Source organism: Nocardioides secundeburneus, assembly GCF_039939255.1.
GTDB lineage: Bacteria > Actinomycetota > Actinomycetes > Propionibacteriales > Nocardioidaceae > Nocardioides.
Genome location: NZ_JBDUUE010000003.1, coordinates 156,977 through 180,347, shown reverse-complemented (window position 1 = coordinate 180,347; position 23,371 = coordinate 156,977). Strand labels below are relative to the sequence as shown.

Below are 23,371 nucleotides of genomic sequence, written 5' to 3'. Positions count from 1 at the left end.
GGTGACCTCCCGGGCTCGACGACGGACGACCTGACGCACGACGCCTGGCACTCCGAGACGTCGAGTGCCAAGCCTACCGTCCTGCGGAACCCGGGTGGACGTCGTCCGTCGCCAAGGTTAGGCTTGCCTTACGTTGCGCACCGCGACCTACCTCGCGCGACGTCCCGCCGCCGGAGGAGACCGCATGACCAGCCTCGACCACCACACCTCGACCGGTGACCCCGCGCTGCTCGCGGCGGCCGCCCGGGCCGTGCTCGCGTGCCCGGCCGCCGTCAACCTCGTGGTCGACGGCGTCGACGACGTGCTCGGCGACCTCGGCGACCCCACCGAGGGTGGCCGCGGCGAGCTCGGCATGCAGGACATCGCCGGCGTGCCGACGTTCTCCAGCCCCGCCGGCACCCGCCTCGTCGAGGCCGCGGCCCGCGGACGCCGCGCGCTGCTGACCCTCGAGAGCGGCCTCGGCCCGGCCGCCTCCGCCGACCGCGACGCCGTGCTCACCCTCGGGGGCCGGCTCGAGCGCCGCGGGCAGGAGGCCTGCGAGTGCTGCACCGAGGTGCGCGAGACCGTCGTGCTCGTCGTCGACGTCGTCGTGCTCAGCCGCCCGCAGCGCGGCGGCGACCAGGTGCGGGTCCCGGTCGCGGCCTTCCGCTCCCCCGCCCACGTGCTCAACCGCGGCTACCTGCAGCGCTCGGCCGAGCACGCCAACCTGTGCCACCAGGACGAGCTGCGCCGCGCCGTCTCGACCACCACCGGCACCCGCCTGGCCGAGGTCGTCGGTGTCTCCCTCAGCGGCCTGACCGCCACCGGCGTCGAGGTGCAGTGGGTCGACGTCACCGGCGCCCATCGCACCCGGCTGCGCTTCCCACGGGCGGCCACCAGCACCGACGACCTCGGCGACCTGCTGCGCGGCGAGCTGCACGCCGGGCTCTGCTAGAACCGCCTCTGCTAGAACGGCCGGGTGCCCTTCACCGAGATCGCCGACCGCGTCTGGGTGGCGCGCTACCCCTGGTTCGACGTCAACGTCACGGTCGTCGGTGGCGACCGCGGCCTGCTCGTCGTCGACACCCACGCCTCCGCCGAGGCGGCCCGTGAGGTCGTCGACGACGTCCGCGCCCTCGGTGCCGGGGAGGTGGTCGAGGTCGTCAACACCCACGAGCACTTCGACCACACCTTCGGCAACGCCACGCTGCGCGCGGCCTACGGCGACGTCCCGATCCACGCCCACGAGAGCGCGGCCGAGTCGACGCTCGCGGCCGGACGCCGCGTCCAGGCCCTCTACGAGGCCGAGGCCGGAGAGGCCGCCGACCCGCACCGCGCCGAGGTGCTGGCCACCGAGATCGTGGTCGCCGACCACACGTTCTCCTCGGCGCGCGTGCTCGACCTCGGCGACCGCTACGTCGAGCTCGTCCACCCCGGGCGCGGCCACACCGCCGGCGACGCCGTCGTCCGGGTGCCCGACGCCGACGTCGTGCTCGCCGGCGACCTGATCGAGGAGTCCGCCGACCGCGACGCGACCCCCGGCTTCGGCGCCGAGTGCTGGCCGCTCGAGTGGCCGCTCACCCTCGACGTCGTGCTCGGCCTCTGCACCCGGTCGACCGTCGTCGTGCCCGGGCACGGCACCGTCGTCGACCGCGAGTTCGTCGAGCAGCAGCGCAACGACATCGGCATCGTCGCCGAGACGATCCGCGACCTCGCCGGCCGGGGCGTGCGGGTCGACGAGGCGCTGGGCGCGGCCGAGCAGTGGCCGTTCCCGGCCCGCTACCTCGCCGACGCCGTCGTCCGCGGCTACGAGCACCTGCCCCGGTCGCAGAAGCGACTTCCCCTGCTCTGAGGTGAGGCGACGGCGCCCGGGCGCGGCCTACGGTCGCGAGATGAGCGAGACCGACCCGGCGCCCGAGGCGATCGACGACGACCAGCTGCCCGACGACGTGCGCCCGGGCGAGGACAACCCGCTCGCCGACGGCCTCGGCGACAACGAGACGGTCGGCGACCTGCTCACCGACGGCAAGCGGCCCGAGCAGTCCGACGACCGGTCGACCGGGTCACAGGACGGTGACGACGGCGCGTCCTGACGCCCGCGCCCCGGTCCGCGCCCTAGCGTCGGCGAGGTGGATCGATACGGCACCGACGTCCTGAGCGGCGACTGGCGCGTCCCGAAGCGCGGCCGCGCCACCGAGGCGACCGCCGACCTCGGCGTCGTCGTCGAGGAGGTGATGACCGACTTCGTGGGCGAGGTCGTCGCCGTCGACCGCGACCTCGACACCCTCACGCTCGAGGACCGTCGCGGCAAGCGGCGCACCTTCCCCCTCGGCCCCGGCTTCCTGCTCGAGGGCAAGCCGGTCGTGCTGGTCGCGCCGATCCGTCAGGTCGCCCCGGCCAAGCCGACGCGCACGGCGTCCGGCTCGGTGGCGGTGCACGACACCAAGGCACGCGTGGCGCGAGCCAGCCGGATCTTCGTCGAGGGCCGCCACGACGCCGAGCTCGTCGAGAAGGTGTGGGGCGACGACCTGCGCATCGAGGGCGTCGTCGTCGAGCTGCTCGACGGCGTCGACCACCTCGAGTCGGTGCTCGCCGAGTTCGGCCCCGGCCCCACGCGCAAGGTGGGCGTGCTCGTCGACCACCTCGTGCCCGGCTCGAAGGAGCAGCGCGTCGCCGCGAAGGTCGAGGGCCCGCACGTCCTGGTCGTCGGCCACCCCTTCGTCGACGTGTGGGCCGCGGTCAAGCCCGAGCGCATCGGCCTCGAGCGCTGGCCCGACGTGCCGCGCGAGGTGGAGTGGAAGAAGGGCGTCTGCGCCGCCCTCGGGTGGCCGCACGACACCCAGGCCGACATCGCCCGCGCCTGGAAGCAGATCCTCGGCCGCGTCGACTCCTTCGCCGACTGCGACCCCGCTCTTCTCGGCCGCGTCGAGGAGCTCATCGACTTCGTGACCGCCGAGGACTGACCGCAGTCTCTCAGAGCAGGTCGCGCACGACCGCGTCGGCGAGCAGCCGGCCGCGGTCGGTGAGCACCAGCCGGTCCCGCTCGACGCTCGCCAGACCGTCGGCGACGACCTGCGGCACGGCGGCCCGTCCGGCGTCGTCGAGCACACCGAGGGGCAGCCCGTCGCGCAGCCGGACCTCCAGCAGCACCCGTTCGACCCGGCGGGTCTCGTCGTCGAGCACCTCCCGGGCGTGCGCCGGCGAGCGACCGGCTGCGATGCGCTCGGCGTAGGCCGCCGGGTGCTTGACGTTCCACCAGCGGGTGCCGCCGACGTGCGAGTGGGCGCCCGGGCCGACGCCCCACCAGTCGGCGCCGCGCCAGTAGGCCAGGTTGTGACGGCACGGCTCGCCCCAGTTCGAGACCTCGTACCAGCCCAGCCCCGCCGACGTGAGCCGCTCGTCGGCGGCGACGTACTTGTCGGCGAGGTCGTCGTCGTCGGGCATCGGGACGACGCCGCGCCGCACGTTGCGCGCCAGGGCCGTGCCGTCCTCGACGATGAGGGCGTAGGCCGAGACGTGGTCGGGCCGGCAGGCGAGCGCGGTGTCGAGCGAGGTCTCCCAGTCGGCGAGCGACTCCCCCGGCGTGCCGTAGATCAGGTCGAGGCTGACGTTGTCGAACCCGGCGGCGCGAGCCGCCTCGACCACCCGCGGCACCCGCTCGGGGTCGTGCGTGCGGTCGAGCACCCGCAGCACGTGGCTCACCGACGACTGCATGCCGAACGAGATCCGGTTGTAGCCGGCCTCCCGCAGCGCCTCGAGGTCGGCCGGCGTGACCGAGTCGGGGTTCGACTCGGTGGTCACCTCGACGCCCGGAGCCAGCCCGAACTCGGCGTCGATCGCGGCGAGCACCGCACCGAGGTCGGACGGCGGCAGGAGGGTCGGTGTGCCGCCACCGAGGAAGACGGTGTGCACGGGCAGGTCGCGGTCGCCGAGGACGCCGCGCGCGAGCCGGACCTCCTCGACCGCCTGGGCGGCGTAGGTGGCGCGGCTCACCCCCGGGCCGAGCTCGTCGGCGGTGTAGGTGTTGAAGTCGCAGTAGCCGCAGCGCACCGAGCAGTACGGCACGTGCACGTAGAACGAGAGCCCGCCCGCGCCGAGGTCGCGCAGCGCCGTCGACGGCAGCGCGCCGTCGTCCGGCACCGGGTCACCGGGAGGCAGGGCGGACGGCATGCCTCCAGTCTCGGGGGCGGTGGGTGAGCCACCGAATCCGGCCCGGGGCCGTGGCTCACGCACCGCCCCGGTGGACGACGTCAGACCGGCACGTTGAGCGTGAACGTGTACCCGTCTGCGACCGAGCCGGTCACGGCGGCCATCTGCAGCGAGTAGCCGTCGGAGAAGATGCCGTCGGAGTCGAGGCTCACCTGCGAGAAGGTCGAGACGCTCGCGTCGTAGCCCTCGCGACGCCGTAGACCTCGGCGCAGGTCGCCTCGGGGATCGCGAGCTGCGAGGTGCGCAGCTTGTTCTCCGCCGAGGTCGCCTCGTCGACGCTCGGGTAGACCTCGAAGTGCATGTGCGGCCACCGTCCGGCGTAGCAGGCCGGGAAGATCGTCGTGAACTCGACCACGCCGTCGGCGTCGGCCACCTGCACGCCGCGCAGGTAGTTGGCGTCGACCGCGTCGCCGTCGTACATCGAGTAGCTGCCGTCGCGGTCGCAGTGCCACAGGTACAGCGCGGCACCCTCGAGGATCGTGGCGTCGGTGCCGTCGAGGTCGTAGACCTTCATGCGCACCGTCACCGGCACGCCCTCGGCCGTGCCGCTCGCGCTGCCGAAGCTCGTCGTGATGTCGCTGCGGACGACGCCCGACTGCCCCAGCACGTCGGGCCCGTTGGAGCCGTCGCCCGGGTAGGGGCCGGCGGTCTCCTCGGGGATCTCGCCCTCGGCGACCTCGACGCTGCTGGCGCCGCCCGTCACGCCGTCGGGCGGCGTGCCACCGGGGCCGCCGGGGCTGCCCGCCGATGTCGTGGTCTCGGACGCCGTGCCGCCGCTGTCGGTCGCGCACCCGACGACGGCCACGGCACCGAGCCCGCCGAGGACGCCGAGCAGCCCCCGTCGTCCGAGCCGCTGCCGCTGCTCACGGATGCGGGTCAGGTCGTGGGTGAGGCCGAGGTCGTGCTCCTCGACGCCGTCGTGGTCGTGGCTGCTCATGCCCCTACGATGCGGGTCGCGTCTGTGCGGTCGCTGTGCGAGCCCGGTGAGCGGGTGATCAGCCGTAGAACGCGTCGATGCGCTCCTTGTTGTTGGCCTCGACGACGTTGCGCTTGACCTTGAGCGACGGGGTGAGCTCGCCGGACTCGATCGAGAGGTCCTCGGAGAGGATCTCCCACTTCTTGATCGTCTCCCACCGGTTCAGCTTGGCGTTGAGCTCGTCGACGTAGCCGCCCACCATCGCCTTCGCGGCGTCGGAGGCGACGACGTCGGCGTAGGACGCACCGGCCATGCCGTTCTCCTCGGCCCAGCCGGCCATGGCGTCGGGGTCGAGGGCGATCAGCGCGACCACGAAGTTGCGGTCGTTGCCGAAGACCATGAACTGACTGGCGTAGGGGCAGATGGCCTTGAACTTCGCCTCGATCGACGACGGCGCGATGTACTTGCCGCCCGAGGTCTTGAAGAGGTCCTTGATGCGCCCGGTGATGGTCAGGAAGCCCTCGCTGTCGAGGGAGCCCTTGTCGCCGGTGTGCAGCCAGCCGTCGGCGTCGACGGCCTTCGCGGTCTCCTCCGGGTTGTTGTGGTAGCCGGCCATCACGTGCGGGCCGCGCAGGAGGACCTCGTCGCCCTCGCCGATCTTCACCTCGGCGCCGGGCAGCGCCTTGCCCACGGTGCCCATCTTGTACTCGTCGGGATGGTTGACCGTGGCGCCGGCGGCGTTCTCGGTCATGCCGTAGCCCTCGAGGATGAGCACGCCGGCGGCGTGGAAGAACGCCGCGATCTCGGGGTTGAGGGCGGCGGAGCCGGAGATGAAGAACTTCACGCGGCCGCCGAACCGGTCGCGCACCTTGCTGAAGACGAGCTTGTCGAACAGGCCGTGCTGCAGCTTGAGCGGCAGTGGGACCGACCTGCCGGCCGTGGTGAGCTCGTCGACCTTCGTCCCGACGGCGAAGGCCTGCTTGAAGATCTTCTCCTTCAGCCCGCCCTCGGACGCCTGCATCGTGACGATGCGGGCGTGCGCCTTCTCGAAGATGCGCGGCGCGGCGCCCATGAAGGTGGGCTTCACGACGGCGAGGTTGTCGACGATCTTGTCGACGCGGCCGTCGATGGCGGTTGCGAAGCCGCAGGCGAGCTGCGCGGACAGCAGGACCTTGCCGAACGAGTGGGCCATCGGCAGCCACAGGAACTGCAGGTCGGTCTCGTCGAGGATGTCCTGGACCTTGATGGCCGCACCCTCGTAGACCCAGGCGCGGTGCGTGAGGCGGACGCCCTTGGGGCGCCCGGTCGTGCCCGAGGTGTAGATCAGCGTGGCCAGCGCCTCGGCCGGGATGGCGGCCGCGATCTCGGCGATGGCGCCCGGGTGCTCGGCCAGGTAGGCGTCGCCCAGCTCGCCCAGGCGGTCCATCGTGATGACGCGATCACCGTCGGCGGTGCCGTCGAAGGTGATGATCGTGGCGAGCTGGTCGAGCTTGGCGGCCTGCTCGTCGAGCTTGGCCAGCTGCTCGTCGTCCTCGGCGAAGACGAAGCGCGACTCGGAGTCGCCGAGGATGTAGGCGGTGTCCTCGGCGTTGGTGCTCGGGTAGACCGTGGTGGTCGCGCCGCCCGCGCACATGACGGCGAGGTCGGCGAGGATCCACTCGTAGCGCGTGCCCGACGCGATGCCGACGCGCTGCTCGCGCTCGAGGCCGAGCGACAGCAGGCCGGCGGCGAGCCGCTGCACCTGGTCGCCGGCCTGCCTCCAGGTCACCGACTCCCACGACTCGCCGCGCGGGAAGCGGAAGGCCTCGCTTCCCGGGGACTTCTCCACGCGCTCGAGGAAGAGCAGGGCGACGTTCTGGGTGAGGTGGTCGACGAAGGAGGTGTCACGGTTGACGGGCATCGAGGCTCCAGGGTCCGGCCGAGAGTGGCGATCGGTTGCTGATGAGTAACTTAGTGCCCTACGCCACACCACCGACAGGCCTATCCGGTTCTCCGCACGACGTCGCCGAACCAGGAGGCCACCGTGACGCCGGTGCCGGGCTGGTGCACCACGTCGACGGGGTCGCCGGCCTGCACCAGACCGGGGACGACGACGCGCAGGTAGGCCCCCGGGCGCCCGTCGTCGGCGAACCGGCGCACCCAGGCCCGCTCGTCGTAGCCGTTGCGGCCCATCCAGGCCTTGAAGGTCTGGCACGGCGTGCGGAACATGGTGACCTCGACGACGACGTCGTCGCCGATGCGCCACCGCTCGCCGATCTCGGCGCCGTTGACGTCGAGGCCCTCGGTCGTGAGGTTCTCGCCGAACGTGCCGTCGGGCACCGGCAGGTCGAACGTCTCGGCCCAGCGGTCGAGGTCCTCGCGGGCGAAGGCGTAGACCGCCTTGTCGGGGCCGCCGTGGTGGCGGGTGTTCGAGACCTCGTCGCCGTCGAGCCCCAGCGGGCCGACGGCGACCGGCACCGTGAGCGTGGTCTTCTCGATCGAGGTGCGCCCGATCGTCGTCCACGACGCCGGGCGGGGCCGGCCGACGTTCACCGAGCGCAGGACTGCGTCTGCCATGACGCCATCGTCTCGCGCCCCGGGCTCAGTCCTGCACGGCCTTCGCGATCGTCAGCATCGTCGTGATGGAGACCGGGTCGGGGTCGCCGTCCTCGATCTCCCACAGCACCCGGTGCAGCATCCGGACGACGACCCAGTCGCGGGCGCGGTCCTCGTCGAGCCCGGCGGCGTCGATCGTGGCGTGGAAGCGACGGCGCACTCCCCCGCGCACGTCGCCGGCCAGCTCGTCCCACCGGTTCCACAGCAGCGGCGCGACCTCGTAGTGCGGGTCGCCGCTCACCGGCTTCGGGTCGATCGCCAGCCACGGCTCGCGGTCGGCGGCGAGCACGTTCTCGTAGTGCAGGTCGCCGTGGATCATCGTGCCGACGCTCGCCGCGTCGTCCACGAACGAGCGCCCCAGCGACACGGCCTGCTCGACCATGCGGTGCGGCACGCCCGCGTCGCGGGGCAGCGCGGCGAGACCCTCGGTCCAGCGCGCGACGTACGACGTGAGCGGGCGCAGCTGCGGCGGCGCCGGCACGTGCAGCCGGCCGTAGAGACCGGCGACGACCTCGCAGGCCTCGAGGTCCCACAGCTCCGACAGGTCGGTGGGGTGGAGCCGCTCGAGCAGCAGGGCGTAGCGGCGCGGATCGGCCCGCAGCAGCTGGACGGCGCCACGGCCGTGCCAGTGCTGCAGGGCGAGGTGCTCGTGCTCGGACTCGTCGTCAGGGCGGTGCACCTTGAGGACGGCGCGCTGCCCGTCGGCGTCGAGCACCGGGACGACGAGCGCGCACTCGCCGTGGGTCGGGTCGCCGTCCGGCGTGAGCGACCACTCGTCGAGCAGGTCGCGCACGAGGCGCGGCAGCGCGTCGACCCACGCGGCCCAGCCGGGCCCGCGGGTGGCCATCGCCGCCACGCCGGGCGGCAGGACGACGGCTACTTCTTGCCCTTCTCGGACGAGCCGGCACCGTCGTTCGAGAGCGCGGCGACGAACGCCTCCTGGGGGACCTCGACGCGGCCGACCATCTTCATCCGCTTCTTGCCCTCCTTCTGCTTCTCCAGCAGCTTGCGCTTGCGGGTGATGTCGCCGCCGTAGCACTTGGCGAGGACGTCCTTGCGGATCGCGCGGATGTTCTCGCGGGCGATCACGCGCGCGCCGATGGCGGCCTGGATCGGCACCTCGAACTGCTGGCGCGGGATGAGCTCCTTGAGCTTGCCGGCCATCATCACGCCGTAGGCGTAGGCGGCGTCCTTGTGCACGATTGCGCTGAAGGCGTCGACCGGCTCGCCCTGCAGCAGGATGTCGACCTTGACGAGGTCGGCGGCCTGCTCGCCGGAGCGCTCGTAGTCGAGCGAGGCGTAGCCCTTGGTGCGCGACTTGAGCTGGTCGAAGAAGTCGAAGACGATCTCGCCCATCGGCAGCGTGTAGCGCATCTCGACGCGGTCCTCGGAGAGGTAGTCCATGCCGCCGAGCTGACCGCGCTTGGTCTGGCACAGCTCCATGATCGTGCCGATGTAGTCGCTCGGGCTGAGGATGGTGGCCTTGACGACCGGCTCGCGCACCTCGGCGATCTTGCCCTCGGGGAACTCGCTCGGGTTGGTCACCTCGATCTCGGAGCCGTCCTCCATGGCGACCTCGTAGACCACGTTGGGCGCGGTCGAGATGAGGTCGAGGCCGAACTCGCGCTCGAGGCGCTCGCGGGTGATCTCCATGTGCAGCAGGCCCAGGAAGCCGACGCGGAACCCGAAGCCGAGCGCGCCGGAGGTCTCGGGCTCGTAGACGAGGGCGGCGTCGTTGAGCTGCAGCTTCTCCAGCGACTCGCGCAGCTCGCCGTACTGGTCGCCGTCGATCGGGTAGAGACCCGCGTAGACCATCGGGTTCGGGTGCTTGTAGCCGCCGAGGGCGTCGACGGCGCCGTGGTGCTGCGTGGTGACGGTGTCGCCGACCCGGGACTGACGGACGTCCTTCACGCCGGTGATGAGGTAGCCGACCTCGCCGACACCGAGCTCGCCGGCCTTGACCTGCTCGGGGCTGATGACGCCGATCTCGAGCATCTCGTGGGTGGCCCCGGTCGACATCATCTTGATCCGGTCGCGGTGGGTCAGTGCGCCGTCGACGACGCGCACATAGGTGACCACGCCGCGGTAGGTGTCGTAGACCGAGTCGAAGATCAGAGCACGGGCCGGCTTGTCGGCGTCGCCCACGGGCGCCGGCGTCTCGGCGACGACGTGGCTGAGCAGCTCGGCGACCCCGAGCCCGGTCTTGGCGCTGACCCGCAGGACGTCGTCGGGCTCGCACCCCACGAGGCCGGCCAGCTCGGCGGCGTACTTCTCCGGGTTGGCGCTGGGCAGGTCGATCTTGTTGAGCACCGGGATGACGTGCAGGTCGGCGCCCATCGCGAGGTAGAGGTTCGCCAGCGTCTGCGCCTCGATGCCCTGGGCGGCGTCGACGAGCAGGATGGCGGCCTCGCACGCCTCGAGCGAGCGCGACACCTCGTAGGTGAAGTCGACGTGGCCGGGGGTGTCGATCATGTTGAGGATGTAGGTGCCGGGCTCGGCACCCGCCTCGTTGTCGGCCGGCACGGTCCAGGGCATGCGCACGGCCTGGCTCTTGATCGTGATGCCACGCTCGCGCTCGATGTCCATGCGGTCGAGGTACTGCGCCCGCGCGGCCCGCTCGTCGACCACGCCGGTCAGCTGCAGCATCCGGTCGGCCAGCGTCGACTTGCCGTGGTCGATGTGGGCGATGATGCAGAAGTTGCGGATGATGCTCGGGTCGGTCGATCCGGGCTTCGGCGCGTCAGCAGGCAGGGACATGGTGCGCCCCATTGTTCCAGGCTGGCCCGGCCCGGCGAATTCGGTGACCGGACGCCGTCCTCGCCGGGCCGGCCCGGGGTGTCCCTGGGTCACTCGGGCGACTCGACGAACTCCTTCGTCTTGGCGATGGCGAAGCCCCAGCCCTGGGCGAGGGTGGGCCGGGGCGGCACGGCGATCTCGTCGGCGCTGGTGACCACGTCGAGCAGCGCCGGACCGTCGTGGGCCAGCAGGTCGCGAACCGCGGCGTCGACGTCGTGCGGGTCCTCGACCCGGATGCCGTGCAGACCCGTGGCCCGGGCGACGGCGGCGAGGTCGGGGTTGTGCAGGGTGGTGCCGAAGGCCGGCAGCCCGGCCTGCTCCATCTCGAGCTTGACCATGCCGAGGCTGCCGTTGTCGAAGACCACGATCTTGACCGGGAGGTCGTGCGAGGCGGCGGTGAGGAGGTCGCCCAGGAGCATGGTGAGCCCGCCGTCGCCGCAGAACGCGATCGTCTGGCGCGTGCGGTCGAGGGCAGCGGCGCCCAAGGCCTGCGGCATCGCGTTGGCCATCGAGCCGAGGTTGAACGAGCCGAGCAGCCGGCGTCCGCCTGTCATGCGCACGAACCGGGCGAGCCAGGTCGTCGACATCCCGGTGTCGGCGGTGAACACGGCGTCGGCGGCGGCGTGCCGGTCGACCGTGGCGGCCAGCAGCTCGGGCCGCACCCGCGCGTCGGGGTTGTCGACCTTGCGGCGCAGCAGCCCCTTCGGCTTGCGGTCGTAGTCGGGGTCGACGAACGACTGCTGACGCTCGCGCCACGACTCGTGCCTCGACCGGGCGGCGTCGAGGTGCGCGCGGTCGGTCTTGGCCTGCACCAGCGGGAGGAGGGCCTCGACCGTCTCCCCGGCGTCGCCGACGACCGGGTGGGTGACGACCGCGCGGCGTCCGATGTGGCGGCCGGCGTGGTCGATCTGCACGACCGGGACACCCTCGGGCAGGAACTCCACGTAGGGGAAGTCGGTGCCGACCATCAGCAGCAGGTCGCAGCCGTCGAAGGCGACCTTGCTGGCCGGTCCGCCCAGCAGTCCGGACAGACCGACCTCGTGGTCGGTGCCCTCGAAGCCCTCCTTGGCCTGCAGCGTGATCACCATCGGCGCCGCCAGTCGCTCGGCGAGCGCGAGGGTGGCCGCGCGGGCCGGTCGCGCGCCGCGCCCGACGAGCATCGTCACCCGCTCGGCGACGTTGATCGCGGCCGCGGCCGCGCCCAGGGACTGCAGGTCCGGTCCGGCGGCGGCCGCGGGTCGGGCGAACCGACCCGGCGCGACGGCGCTGGGCAGCTCGAGCCCGCCGACGTCGCCGGGCAACGTGAGCACGGCGACCCCGCGCTCGGTCAGGGCGGCGTTGGCGGCCTGCTCGACGATGCCGGGCAGCTGCTTCTCGCTCGTCACGGTCGCGGTGAACACGGCGACGTCGCTGAACAGCACGTCGTTGTCGACCTCCTGGAAGAAGTCGCTGCCGATGTCGGGTCGGGGCACCTGGCCGCAGATGGCCAGCACGGGCGTGTGCGACTTCTTGGCGTCGTACAGCCCGTTGAGGAGGTGGATCGCGCCGGGCCCGACCGTGCCCATGCAGACACCCAGGCGGTCCGTCAGCTGCGCCTGCGCGCCGGCGGCGAACGCGGCGACCTCCTCGTGCCGCACTCCCATCCACTCGATGCGGTCCTCGCGCCGGATGGCGTCGGTGACCGGGTTGAGCGCGTCGCCGACGACCCCCCAGACCTGGGTGACGCCGTGCTCGGCCAGGGACTCGACGAGGTGCTCGGCGATGGTGGTCATGTGTCCACGCTGGCACTCGCCCCGGCTCGTGGGACCACCCGGAGTGACGGGTGCGGGGGCAGGATGCGGGCGGCCCGCACCTGGCTCAGGGCGTAAAGCGGTCCGGGTCGGCGGCGTCCCAGTCGGCGCGCCAGGCCGGCGGTGCATCGGTGAGCAGCTGGCCGGGAGCGAGGTAGTCGAACATCTCGGCGTAGGAGCGGATCGTCTGGTGGTCGACCCGGCGGCGCAGCTGGTGCGGGGCGAGGTCGTCGAAGGAGTGCAGGCCCATCGAGGCGACGACCTTGGTCGCCGCCGTCATCACCTCGCGCTGGTAGCTGGCGACGCGCTGCGTCTTCGTCGGGACGTCGAGCGCCCGCGTGCGCTTCGGGTCCTGCGTCGCGACGCCCACCGGGCAGGTGTTCGTGTGGCATGTCTGAGCCTGGATGCAGCCGACGGCCATCATCATCGAGCGCGCGGCGTTGGTGTAGTCGGCGCCCTGGATGATGCGCTTGACCACGTCGACGCCGGTGGCGACCTTGCCGCTGGCCCCGACCCTGACTCGGTCGCGCAGGCCGACACCGACCAGGGCGTTGTCGATCGTCATGAGCGCCTCGGTGAGCGGCATGCCGACGTGGTCGGCGTACTCCATCGGCGCGGCGCCCGTGCCGCCCTCGGCGCCGTCGACCACGACGAAGTCCGGCGTCGTGCCCTCCTCGACCATCGCCTTGCAGATCGCCAGGAAGTCGACCCGCGAGCCGAGACACAGCTTGAACCCGGTCGGCTTGCCGCCCGAGAGCTCGCGCACGTGCCGGACGAAGAGCACGAGCTCGCGCGGCGTCGAGAACGCCCGGTGGTACGCCGGCGAGACGACGGTCTCGCCGACCGGCACGCCCCGGGTCGCGGCGATATCGGCGTCGACCTTGGCCCCCGGGAGCACGCCGCCGAGGCCGGGCTTCGCGCCCTGACTGAGCTTGATGTTGATCATCTTGACCTGCGGGTCGGCCGCCTTCTCGGCGAAGACCCGCTCGTCGAAGCCGCCGTCCGGCGTCCGGCAGCCGAAGTAGCCGGACCCGATCTCCCAGACGAGGTCGCCGCCGTGACGGTGGTGGGGACTGATGGCCCCCTCGCCGGTGTCGTGGGCGAACCCGCCGAGCGCGGCGCCCTGGTTGAGCGCCTGGATCGCCTGAGCGCTCAACGAGCCGAAGCTCATCGCGCTCACGTTGAGCAGCGCCAGGTCGTAGGGCTGCGTGCACTCCGGGCCACCCACCCGCACCCGCGGCGGCACCGGCATCGGGTCGACCGGGCGGCTCGAGTGCACCAGGTACTCGTAGCCGACCGCGTAGAGGTCGCGCTCGGTGCCGAACGGCTGCTCCTCCTGGGCCCCCTTGGCGCGCTGGTAGATCGACGAGCGGGTGTTGCGGTCGTAGGGCCGGCCGTCGAAGTTGCGCTCGATGAAGTACTGCTGCAGCTCGGGCCGGATCTCCTCCATCAGGAAGCGCATGTGCCCGATCACCGGGTAGTTGCGCAGGATCGCGTGCTGCTTCTGCACCAGGTCGTGCACGCCGACCACGAGCAGCACCACCGCCACCGCGGCGAGCAGGATCCAGCCCGGACCGCCGATGGTGGCCGCGAGCGTGGCGACGGCGCCGACGAAGACCAGGGAACCCAGCACGTAGAAGCGCAGCACGAGGCGTTTCTACCAGCGCCGGGCCGACGTCGACCGTCACGGTGACCGCCCATGGGTGAGGATGCCACGCGTGAGTGAGCGTCGTGCCTACCCCGCGCCCGTCGGCCGGACCGCCCAGCGGCTCGAGTGGCAGCACCTGCCCCCGCGGGTCCGCGCGGTCGTCGAGCAGCGCATCGGGACGACGGTCGCCGACGCGCGCTCGCAGACCTCCGGCTTCACGCCCGGGTTCGCCTCCGTGCTCACCGGCGCCGACGGGTCGCGACACTTCGTCAAGGCCGCCTCGGTCAAGGCGCAGCGGATGTTCGCCGAGTCCTACCGCACCGAGGCCCGCAAGCTCGCTGCACTCCCCGACGGCGTCCCGGCCCCGCGGCTGCGGTGGCTCCACGACGACGGCGAGTGGGTGGTCCTCGGCATCGAGCACGTCGAGGGCCGCGCCCCCCACCGGCCCTGGACCGACGCCGACCTGACGACCTCGCTCTCGATGCTGGCCACCACCGCCGAGCACCTCACGCCACCGCCCGCGGGACTCGCGCTCGACACCTTCGAGGACGCGTTCGCCGGCTGGCCCGCCCACTGGGACTACGCCCGCGCCACCTTCGTGCTCCCCCACGGCGCCGAGGCGGCCGCGCTCGCCGCGCGCTACCCCGAGGTGTGCGGCGGCACCACGCTCGTGCACACCGACGTGCGCGACGACAACATCCTCCTGCGACCCGACGGCACCGCCGTGCTGTGCGACTGGAACTGGCCGGTCGTCGGAGCCGCCTGGCTCGACCCGCTCTTCCTGCTCATCGGTCCGCGCGGCGACGGCCTCGACGTCGAGGCGGTCCTGGCGGGGCACCCGGCCTTCGCCGGCGTCGAGCCCGAGTCCGTCGACATCATGCTCGCCCTGGTCATCGGCTACTTCCTCAAGACCGCCGACGACCCGGTGCCTCCGACCTCGCCGTTCATCCGCGAGCACCAGCGCTGGCAGGCCGACGTGCTCTGGGACTGGCTGTGCGAGCGGCGGGGCTGGGAGACCGGCGAGTGAGGCTCGTGAATTAGGCCGCCCCGGACCCCACTGGTAACTTTGGGGGTCGCGTGCCATGACGCTGAGTCCACGCGCGCACGCAACCAGACTTCAGTCCAGTACCCCGAGCAGCAGAGGCGAAGGCACACCCGTGGCGAACATCAAGAGCCAGATCAAGCGCAACAAGCAGAACCAGAAGCGCTACGAGCGCAACAAGGCTGTGAAGACCGGTCTGAAGACCGCGATCCGCAAGTTCCGTGAGGCCGCCGAGTCCGGCGACAAGGAGCAGGCCGTCGTGCTGGGCCGTGAGGCCAACCGTCAGCTCGACAAGGCTGCCTCGAAGGGCGTCATCCACAAGAACCAGGCGGCCAACCGCAAGTCGTCGATCTCCAAGAAGGCTGCCGCTCTCTGAGCCCGGCGTCTCCCGCGGCCCGTCACCTCCTCGGTGGCGGGCCGCGGTCGTCTGTCGGCACCGTCGCCGGTCGCCGGAGCGAGGATGCGCTCTAGTCGCGCAGCGCTGCGACGGTGAGCACCAGCCGCTCGAGCGCGTAGGCGGCGTCGCTCGCGGCGCCCTTGACGTCGGCGTCGGCCTGGGCGACAGCCCGGATCGCACGCGCAAGCCCCTGCTCGGACCAGCTCTGCGACTGACTGCGGATCGTCTTGAGCTTCCACGGCGGGACGCCGATCTCGCGCGCCAGGTCGCCCTCGCGCATGCCACGGGGCGCGCCCTTGTAGCGGGCCAGGCCGCGGACGCTGCCGGCGAAGGCCGAGGTGATCAGCACCGCCGCGGTGCCGTTGTCGAGCGCCCAGCGCAGCTCTTCGAGGGCCTGCTCGCGGCGCCCGTTGAAGGCGTGGTCGGCGACCGCGAACGACTTGGCCTCGGCCCGGCCACCGAAGTAGCGGCCGACCTTGTCGGCGGTCAGCTTCTCGCCCGGGAAGTCGTTGGTGAGCTGATGGCTGGCCGCGGCCAGTGACCGGAGGTCCTGGCCGACGGCCTCGACCAGCAGGCGGGCGGCGTCGTTGTCGATGCTCGCGCCGTGCCGACGGACCTCGGCGGTGACGAACCCGGGGAACTCGGAGGCCTTGAGCTCCTCGGACTTGTGCTCGGTGACGGTCTTCAGCTTGCGCAGCTTGGTGAGGTGGCCGGACCCCTTGGGACCGCCGCCGTGCACGAGCACCAGCGCGACGTCGTCGACGGGCGCTGCGGCGTAGTCGAGCAGGCCGGGCGCCGCGTCGTCGGTGAGGTTCTCGAGGCCGTTGACGACGACGAACCGCGTGCTGGAGAACAGCGACGGCGCGGTGAGCTCGCCGAGCGTCGCCGCGCTCAGGTCGGACGCGGCGCTGTCGGCCACCTCGGTCTCGGCGTCGTGAGCCAGCACGGCCGCCCGCGCCACCTGGATCGTGCGCTGGTTGAGGAACTCCTCCTTGCCGGTCACGAGGGTGACCCGGCCGAGCACGTCTCCGGCTTGCATGTCGCCACCTTGGCACAGCCCACCGACAGTGCGGCGCCAGGCCTCACCGCCGCACGAGCCGCACCCCGTCGCCGTCGGGCACCACCACCACGGTGCCGTCCAGGTCGGTGCGCGCGACCTCTGCCCCGACCTCCTCCAGCGCCGCCAGGACGCCGGCGTTCGGATGGCCGTAGTCGTTGTCCTCCCCCACCGGCACCAGCGCCACGTCGGCGCCGAGCGAGGTCAGCCACCCGACGTCCTGGTAGCGGCTGCCGTGGTGCGGCACCTTGAGGACGTCGACCTGCAGGCTCGGCAGCTCGCGGGCCAGCACGGCCTGGCCGGGCGGCTCGAGGTCGCCGGTCAGCAGGATGCGGACGCCACGTACCTCCGCGACGAGGACCACGCTCGCGTCGTTGGCCGTGCTGCCGTCGCCCGGCCCGGCCCGCGGGTCCCCGGACGGCGGCCACACCGGCTGGAGGGTGACGTCGCCGACGGTCGTCGCCGTGGTGGCGGGCAGCGTCGGCACGACGCCGACCTCGCCGGACTCGGCCACCACCTCGTCGACGGCGTCGGGCGGGTCGAGCAGCGACGTCGTCCAGACCGCACCGACCACGCGGTCGTCGAGCACGCCGGGGAGCCCGTCGACGTGGTCGGCGTGGAAGTGCGTCAGCACCACCAACGGCACCTGCTCGATGCCGAGGTCGTCGAGACACCGGTCGATGGCGCCCGGGTCGGGGCCGGCGTCGACCACGACGCCGCTGCCCGGGCCGGCCCGGATCACCAGCGCGTCGCCCTGACCGACGTCGCACATGGCCAGCACCCAGCCCTCGGCCGGCCAGCCCGGCGTGGGGAGCCGGACCGTCGTGACCAGCACCAGGACGGCGACCAGCGGCACGGTGCGCCGGGCCGAGCGGAGCAGCCACGGTGCCGCGGCCGCGAGGGCGACGCACGCGGCCGTGAGCACCACCAGCGCGGTCGCACCGGTGCCCCACTCGACGGCCGCCAGCGGCAGCTCGGCACCACGGCGGGCCACGGCCGCGATCCAGCCGACGCACCAGCCCGCCCCCGTGCCCAGCAGCCGACCGAGGGGGGCCGACACCAGCGCCACGAGCCCGCCGCCCAGCCCCAGCACCGTCGCCGGCCCCACGGCCGGCGCGACCACCAGGTTGGCCAGCACCGCGACGATGCTGACCTGGCCCGACAGCGCCGCGACCACCGGGGTGCACGCCACCTGGGCCGCGGCCGGCACCGCGACCGCCTCGGCCAGCCACCGGGGCAGCCACCGCGCCATCGCGTCGCGCCAGCCGGGCGCCAGCAGCACGATGCCGGCCGTGGCGAGCGCCGACAGGGCGAAGCCGGCGGACGTGGCCAGCGCCGGCTGCACCAGCAGCAGGACCACCACGGCCACGCCGAGCCCCCGCGTCGCCCGGAGCCGCCCGTTGCTGCCGAGGGCCAGCAGCCCGACCGTGCCCATCGTCGCGGCGCGCAGCACGCTCGGCTCGGCCCGGGCGACCAGCAGGAAGCCGATGATGCCCAGCCCGGCCACCGGCACCAGCCACCTCCCCCGCACCCGGCACCACCGGGCCAGCACGAGCAGGAACCCGACGACGAGGGTGAGGTTGGTGCCGCTGACCGCGGTCAGGTGGGTCAACCCGGTCGTGCGGAACGCGTCTTCGAGGGCAGGGTCGAGGCCGGCGTCGTCGCCGGTGACCAGGGCCGGGACGAGCGCGCGCTGGTCGTCGGGTCGGTGCGCGACCGCGTCGCGGATCGAGGCGCGCACTGCGGCGGCGCCCCGCCACCACACGTCGGGCGGCGCCACCCGGGTGGGCGGCCCCGCCCCGGTGAGCAGCGCCGAGACGCCGTCGCGAGGATCGTCGGGCTCGACCAGCCGGCCGGTCGCCGCCACCGTCGCGCCGAGCGGCTGCCGCAGCCAGGCCGGGTCGCCGAGCACCACCACCGGCGCCCGCACCCGGTGCCGCTCACCCCGGCCGGCGACCTCGCGCACCGACAGCCGCACCACGACCTGGTCGCCGAACCGGCTCGCCACCGCTCGCGGGTCGGACGAGACGACCCCGACCAGCTCGACGGCCGCCCGCTCGCGGGCGAGGTCGGCCACCGGGTTGTGCGAGGTCGCCTCGACGCGGACCCACGCCGAGGCGACGACGGCGAGCCCGACGACGGTCGCGGCGAGCACCGCGGCCACGCCCCCGCGCCCGCGTCTCGGACCGGCGACCAGCAGGCCGACCACGGCCGATCCGGCGACGACGGCGAGGCAGACACCGCGGGGCGCGACGGCGAGCAGCCCGCCGGCCCAGGCGGCGACCGCGAGGAACGGCATGCGCAGGTCGGCGCCCGGGTCGGTTCCCGGGTCAGTGCCCGGCCCGACGCCGGGGTCAGGATCGTCGATGCGCGGCACGCGGTCACACCGTCACCAGCGGGGTGAGGACCGCGAGCGTCTTGTCACCGATGCCGTCGACCTCGAGCAGCTCGGTGACCGCGGAGAAGCCACCGTGCTGCTCGCGCCAGGCGATGATCGCCGCCGCGGTGACCGGACCGACCTGCGGCAGCGCCTCGAGCGCGGGCTGGTCGGCGAGGTTGAGGTCGACCAGCGCACCCGGCGGCGACGCCATGCCACCGCTGCCGGTGCCGCTGCCGGTGCCGGACGACGGGGGTGGCCCCGGGGCCGCACCACCGTCGACCCCGACCAGGATCTGCTCTCCGTCGACGAGCACGCGCGCCAGGTTGAGCGAGGTGAGGTCGACCGCGGGCCGGGCCCCACCTGCCTGCTCGAGGGCGTCGACGACCCGCGCGCCGGCGTCGAGGACGACGATGCCGGGACGACGCACCTTGCCGGCGACGTCGACGGTGACCGTGCCGGCCTCCGCCCCCGGCGCCGGGGAGGACGGCGTCGACGGCACCGAGGGCGGCACCGCAGGCGGCACCGACGGCGGCGGACCCTCGGCCACGGAGACGAGTCCGTCGGCCGGGTTCACGGGTGCGGCCTGGGGTGCGGGGTCGTCGCGCACGACCTGCCAGCAGGTGTAGGCAAGTCCCACCGCCACCAGCAGCGCGACCACCGCCAGCGGACCCGGGCCGAGCGCGACCCGGCCGCGGAGCGTGTCGGGCAGGGCGGCCGACCACGCCCCGGCCCGGCGCGAGGCGTGTCGTCCCGGCTCGGGCAGCAGGGCCGGCGCGGGCGCACGCGCGGCCTGGGGGACGTCGGGCGCCACGACCGGCGGCGCGGGCCCGTCGTCGTCGGTGACGGCGTGCAGCACCGGGCGCGCCGAGACGTGGGTGTGCCCGCCCCACCACTCGTCGCCCACCGCCGCGCCCTCCTCCTCGCGAGCGCTGGCGAGCTGGTCGGAGAGCAGGGCGAGCCGTCGGGCCACGGCGTCCTGGTGCTCGGGACTGGGTCGTCGACTGCGCATGGCGGCGAACCTAGGCGCGCCCGGAGACAGCGGCGACCGGCCGGGGCGGCCGCTGTGGACAACTCCCCGGGAACGGCTCCTGTGGACGGTTCCGGGACGTTTCCACAGGCCGCGACCGGCCGGGGCCGGGGTCCTACCGGTCGGTGGGCGCCGGCGCGACGCAGACGGCGAGCATCCCGGGTCCGACGTGCGCCCCGAGCACCGCACCCACCTCGGAGCACCCCACGTCGCCGACGAGCTGCTCCCCCAGCCGCTCGGTGAGCTGCGTGGCCAGGTGCTCGGCTCGCTCGGAGCTCGCCAGGTGCGCCACCGACACCTCGACGGCGTCGTCGCCCGCGGCCTCGACGGCCAGCTCGGCCAGGCGCGCCAGGGCCCGCCCCGACGTCCGCACCCGCTCGAGCGACTCGACGACGCCGTGCTCGATGGTCAGCAGCGGCTTGACGGCGAGCGCGCCGCCGAGGAGCGCGGCCGCGGCCCCGATGCGGCCGCCGCGGCGGAGGTACTCGAGGGTGTCGACGTAGAAGTACGACGCGCAGGCCGCGGCCACGTCGCGGGCGGCCCTGGCCGCCTCGTCGGCGCTCGCCCCACCGGCCGCCGCCCGTGCGGCGGCCGCCACGGCGTAGCCGGTCGCGACGCCCACCTGGCGGGTGTCGACGCAGACCACCGGCACCGCCGCGTCGCGGGCCGCCACCTGGGCCGACTCGAACGTGCCGCTCATGTCGCCCGAGAGGTGCACCGAGACGATCGCGGTCGCGCCGGCGTCGACCAGGCCGGCGTAGACCGCACGGAACACCTCGGGGGCCGGGCGCGACGTGCTCACCGAGCGGTGGGCCCGCAGCGCGGTGGCCACCGCCTCGGGGGTCGCCTCGGGCGCACCCTCGTCGAAGACCTCGTCGTCGACGACGACCTGCAGCGCCACCACGGTGACGCCGAGCCCGGCCGCGACGTCCGGCGGGAGGCTGGCCGTCGAGTCGGTGACGACCACGACCTGGGACATGGGCGCGAGACTAGTGGCCCGCGACGTCACACGACGACGTTGACCAGCTTGGGCTCGCGCACGATCACCTTGCGCACCTCGCGGCCGGCGATCGCGGCGACGACGGTGTCGTCGGCCAGCGCCCGGGCCTCGAGGTCGGCGGCGGTGATGTCGGGCGCGACCTCCAGGCGGGCCTTGACCTTGCCCTGGATCTGCACGACGGCGGTCACCGACTCCTCGACCAGAAGCGCCGGGTCGACGACGGGCCACGGCGCGTGCGCGACCGACGGCGCGTGGCCGAGCCGCTCCCACATCTCCTCGGCCACGTAGGGCGCGACCATCGAGAGCAGCTTGGCGACGGTCTCGGCTGCTTCGCGCACGGCCGGGTCGGCGCCGCCGACGCCCGTGTCGATGGCCTTGCGGGTGGCGTTGACCAGCTCCATCGTGCGGGCCAGCATCACGTTGAACCGGTGGCTCTCGACCAGCGTCTGGGCGTCGTCGACCGTGCGGTGGGTGACACGGCGCAAGGCGACGTCGCCGGTGGCGGGGTCGGCGTCGGGCGCCGACGTGACGTCGCCACTCAGGCGCCACGCCCGCTGCAGGAAGCGCAGCGAGCCCGACGGGCTCATCTCGGCCCAGTCGATGTCGTCCTCCGGCGGGCCGGCGAACACCAGCGTGAGGCGGACGGCGTCGACGCCGAACTCCTCGAGCTGTGCGCCGAGGTTGACCCCGTTGCCGAGCGACTTCGACATCTTCTTGCCGTGGTTGATCACGAAGCCCTGGTTGAGCTGGGCGGCGAACGGCTCGCGCACGTCGAGCATGCCCATGTCGGCCAGCACCTTGGTGAAGAACCGCGCGTACAGCAGGTGCAGCACGGCGTGCTCGACCCCGCCAATGTAGATGTCGGCCGGCATCCACGCCTTGGCCAGCTCGACGTCGAACGGCCCCTCGGTGTAGCCGGGCGAGCAGTAGCGCAGGAAGTACCACGACGAGTCGACGAAGGTGTCCATCGTGTCGCTGTCGCGGGTGGCCGGGCCGCCGCACGAGGGGCAGTCGACGTTGACCCAGTCGGTGGCCGCGGCCAGCGGCGAGACGCCCTTGGGCTTCAGGTCGGCCCCGCGCAGCTCGGGCAGCGTGACCGGCAGCTGGTCGTCGGGGACGGCGACCTCGCCGCACGCCTCGCAGTGCACGATCGGGATCGGCACGCCCCAGTAGCGCTGGCGGCTCAGCAGCCAGTCGCGCAGGCGGAAGTTGACGGTGCCTTGGCCAAGGCCCTCGGCCTGCAGGTGCTCGATCGCCCGGCGAACGCCGTCGGCCTTGGTCTCCACGCCCTCCAGCAGGGGCGAGTTGACGTAGGCGCCGTCGCCGACCGTGGCCTCGAAGGTGACGGCGGGGTCGTCGGTGCCGGGGACGTCGACGACGCGGCGCACCGGCAGGTCGAAGACCTTCGCGAAGTCGAGGTCGCGCTGGTCGTGCGCCGGAACGGCCATGATCGCGCCGGTGCCGTAGTCGGCCAGCACGTAGTCGGCGGCCCAGATCGGGATCTGCTCGCCGTTGACCGGGTTGGTCGCGTGGACGCCCAGGAACACGCCGGTCTTGGGCCGGTCGGTCGCCATGCGCTCGATCTCGGACGCCGTGCGCACCTGCTCGAGGTAGGCCTCGTAGGCAGGTCGCTGCTCGTCGGTGACCAGCTCGGCGGCCAGGGCGGCGTCGGCCGCGACGACCATGAAGGTGGCGCCGTACAGGGTGTCCGGTCGAGTCGTGTAGACGGTGAGCGGCGCCTCGCGCCCGGGCACGACGAAGTCGACGTGGGCTCCCTCGGAGCGACCGATCCAGTTGCGCTGCGCGGTGACGACGCGGTCGGGCCAGGTCGGCGCCAGCACCTCGAGGTCGTCGAGCAGCTCTTGGGCGTAGTCGGTGATCTTGAAGTACCACTGGGTCAGCTCGCGCTTGGTCACCGTGGCCCCGCAGCGCTCGCAGGTGCCGTCGACGACCTGCTCGTTGGCCAGCACCGTCTGGTCGTTCGGGCACCAGTTGACGGGGCTGTTGCGGCGGTAGGCCAGGCCGCGCTCGCGGAAGCGCAGGAACAGCCACTGGGTCCAGCGGTAGTACTCGGGGTCGCTGGTGTGCAGCCGGCGCGACCAGTCGAAGCTCAGCCCGAACTTCTTGAACGAGTCGTACTGGGTCTCGATGTTGGCGTAGGTGTAGGTGGCCGGGTGCTCGTCGTTGCGGATGGCGGCGTTCTCGGCCGGCAGCCCGAACGAGTCCCAGCCCATCGGGTTCATGACCTCGTAGCCGCGGAAGCGCCAGTAGCGGGACACGACGTCGTGCAGGGCGGTGACCTCGGCGTGACCCATGTGCAGGTCGCCGCTCGGGTAGGGGAACATCGTGAGCGCGTAGCGCTTCTCGCGCTCGCCCGCGAGCACGGCGGCGTCGTCGGCGACGAAGGGCTGCAGGTCCTCCCAGACCTGCTGCCACTTGGCCTCGACGCTCGCGACGTCGTAGGACGTCGCCTCGCCCGCCGGCCCGGCGCTGTCGGTGCTGTGGTCGGTGCTCATCTGCTGCTCCTGGTGGGGA

The 23,371-nt window shown here is 73.1% G+C and carries 19 protein-coding genes; 6 read left to right on the top strand and 13 right to left on the bottom strand.

All coding sequences use genetic code 11. From position 1 onward, the window contains the following. The first annotated feature begins 184 nt into the window (after positions 1-184). From ABFT23_RS08945 to ABFT23_RS08930, 4 genes are read left to right on the top strand one after another with little or no spacing between them, the layout of a single operon-like run. Entirely contained in the window at positions 185-934 is a 750-nt protein-coding gene (locus ABFT23_RS08945; protein WP_347894347.1) for a hypothetical protein, read from the top strand. Between the two features lie 24 nt (positions 935-958). Further along, on the top strand, positions 959-1,831 hold the full coding sequence (locus tag ABFT23_RS08940) for an MBL fold metallo-hydrolase (RefSeq protein ID WP_347894345.1): 873 nt from the start codon (positions 959-961) through the stop codon (positions 1,829-1,831). Between the two features lie 40 nt (positions 1,832-1,871). Next, positions 1,872-2,072, top strand: a complete 201-nt coding sequence (locus ABFT23_RS08935; RefSeq protein WP_347894343.1) for a hypothetical protein — start codon at positions 1,872-1,874, stop codon at positions 2,070-2,072. Positions 2,073-2,108: 36 nt separating this feature from the next. Continuing rightward, the gene (locus tag ABFT23_RS08930; RefSeq protein ID WP_347894341.1) at positions 2,109-2,942 is read left to right on the top strand and encodes a DUF3097 domain-containing protein; all 834 of its coding nucleotides are present in this window, start codon (positions 2,109-2,111) and stop codon (positions 2,940-2,942) included. A 10-nt stretch (positions 2,943-2,952) separates the two neighbouring features. Here the strand turns inward: ABFT23_RS08930 and hemW are convergent, their stop codons facing one another. From hemW to ABFT23_RS08890, 8 genes are all read right to left on the bottom strand, one after another. Then, complete coding sequence (gene hemW, locus ABFT23_RS08925) at positions 2,953-4,149, bottom strand: radical SAM family heme chaperone HemW (protein ID WP_347894339.1); 1,197 nt, start codon at positions 4,147-4,149, stop codon at positions 2,953-2,955. 187 nt (positions 4,150-4,336) lie between these two features. Then, on the bottom strand, positions 4,337-5,125 hold the full coding sequence (locus ABFT23_RS08920; RefSeq protein WP_347894337.1) for a dioxygenase family protein: 789 nt from the start codon (positions 5,123-5,125) through the stop codon (positions 4,337-4,339). Between the two features lie 58 nt (positions 5,126-5,183). Next, a complete protein-coding gene (locus ABFT23_RS08915) occupies positions 5,184-7,004 on the bottom strand; it encodes an AMP-dependent synthetase/ligase (protein WP_347894335.1) in 1,821 nt (606 codons plus the stop codon). 80 nt (positions 7,005-7,084) lie between these two features. After that, a complete protein-coding gene (locus ABFT23_RS08910) occupies positions 7,085-7,660 on the bottom strand; it encodes an MOSC domain-containing protein (RefSeq protein ID WP_347894333.1) in 576 nt (191 codons plus the stop codon). A 25-nt stretch (positions 7,661-7,685) separates the two neighbouring features. Beyond that, positions 7,686-8,546, bottom strand: coding sequence for an aminoglycoside phosphotransferase family protein (locus ABFT23_RS08905; RefSeq protein WP_347894331.1), 861 nt, complete (start codon positions 8,544-8,546; stop codon positions 7,686-7,688). Between the two features lie 29 nt (positions 8,547-8,575). After that, complete coding sequence (lepA, locus tag ABFT23_RS08900) at positions 8,576-10,456, bottom strand: translation elongation factor 4 (protein ID WP_347894329.1); 1,881 nt, start codon at positions 10,454-10,456, stop codon at positions 8,576-8,578. Between the two features lie 89 nt (positions 10,457-10,545). Then, entirely contained in the window at positions 10,546-12,267 is a 1,722-nt protein-coding gene (locus ABFT23_RS08895; RefSeq protein WP_347894327.1) for a thiamine pyrophosphate-dependent enzyme, read from the bottom strand. A gap of 85 nt (positions 12,268-12,352) precedes the next feature. After that, on the bottom strand, positions 12,353-13,933 hold the full coding sequence (locus ABFT23_RS08890; RefSeq protein WP_347894325.1) for an FMN-binding glutamate synthase family protein: 1,581 nt from the start codon (positions 13,931-13,933) through the stop codon (positions 12,353-12,355). Positions 13,934-14,003: 70 nt separating this feature from the next. Here ABFT23_RS08890 and ABFT23_RS08885 point away from each other — a divergent pair, with 70 nt between their 5' ends. Next, positions 14,004-14,960 carry a phosphotransferase family protein gene (locus ABFT23_RS08885; protein WP_347894323.1) on the top strand — a complete coding sequence of 319 codons (957 nt, stop codon included), beginning with the start codon at positions 14,004-14,006 and terminating at the stop codon, positions 14,958-14,960. Between the two features lie 130 nt (positions 14,961-15,090). Beyond that, positions 15,091-15,351 carry a 30S ribosomal protein S20 gene (gene rpsT, locus ABFT23_RS08880; RefSeq protein WP_347894321.1) on the top strand — a complete coding sequence of 87 codons (261 nt, stop codon included), beginning with the start codon at positions 15,091-15,093 and terminating at the stop codon, positions 15,349-15,351. Between the two features lie 91 nt (positions 15,352-15,442). On the opposite strand, the gene holA is transcribed toward rpsT, so the two are convergent. The 5 genes from holA to leuS form a co-directional block, all read right to left on the bottom strand. Then, positions 15,443-16,411: a DNA polymerase III subunit delta gene (gene holA / locus ABFT23_RS08875; protein ID WP_347894319.1), complete on the bottom strand. Its 969-nt coding sequence runs from the start codon at positions 16,409-16,411 to the stop codon at positions 15,443-15,445. Between the two features lie 43 nt (positions 16,412-16,454). Further along, on the bottom strand, positions 16,455-18,806 hold the full coding sequence (locus ABFT23_RS08870; protein WP_347894317.1) for a ComEC/Rec2 family competence protein: 2,352 nt from the start codon (positions 18,804-18,806) through the stop codon (positions 16,455-16,457). A gap of 4 nt (positions 18,807-18,810) precedes the next feature. Beyond that, on the bottom strand, positions 18,811-19,818 hold the full coding sequence (locus tag ABFT23_RS08865) for a ComEA family DNA-binding protein (protein WP_347894315.1): 1,008 nt from the start codon (positions 19,816-19,818) through the stop codon (positions 18,811-18,813). Between the two features lie 133 nt (positions 19,819-19,951). Then, entirely contained in the window at positions 19,952-20,815 is an 864-nt protein-coding gene (locus ABFT23_RS08860) for a DegV family protein (RefSeq protein ID WP_347894313.1), read from the bottom strand. 26 nt (positions 20,816-20,841) lie between these two features. Then, a complete protein-coding gene (leuS, locus tag ABFT23_RS08855; RefSeq protein ID WP_347894311.1) occupies positions 20,842-23,352 on the bottom strand; it encodes a leucine--tRNA ligase in 2,511 nt (836 codons plus the stop codon). Between the last annotated feature and the right edge of the window lie 19 nt (positions 23,353-23,371).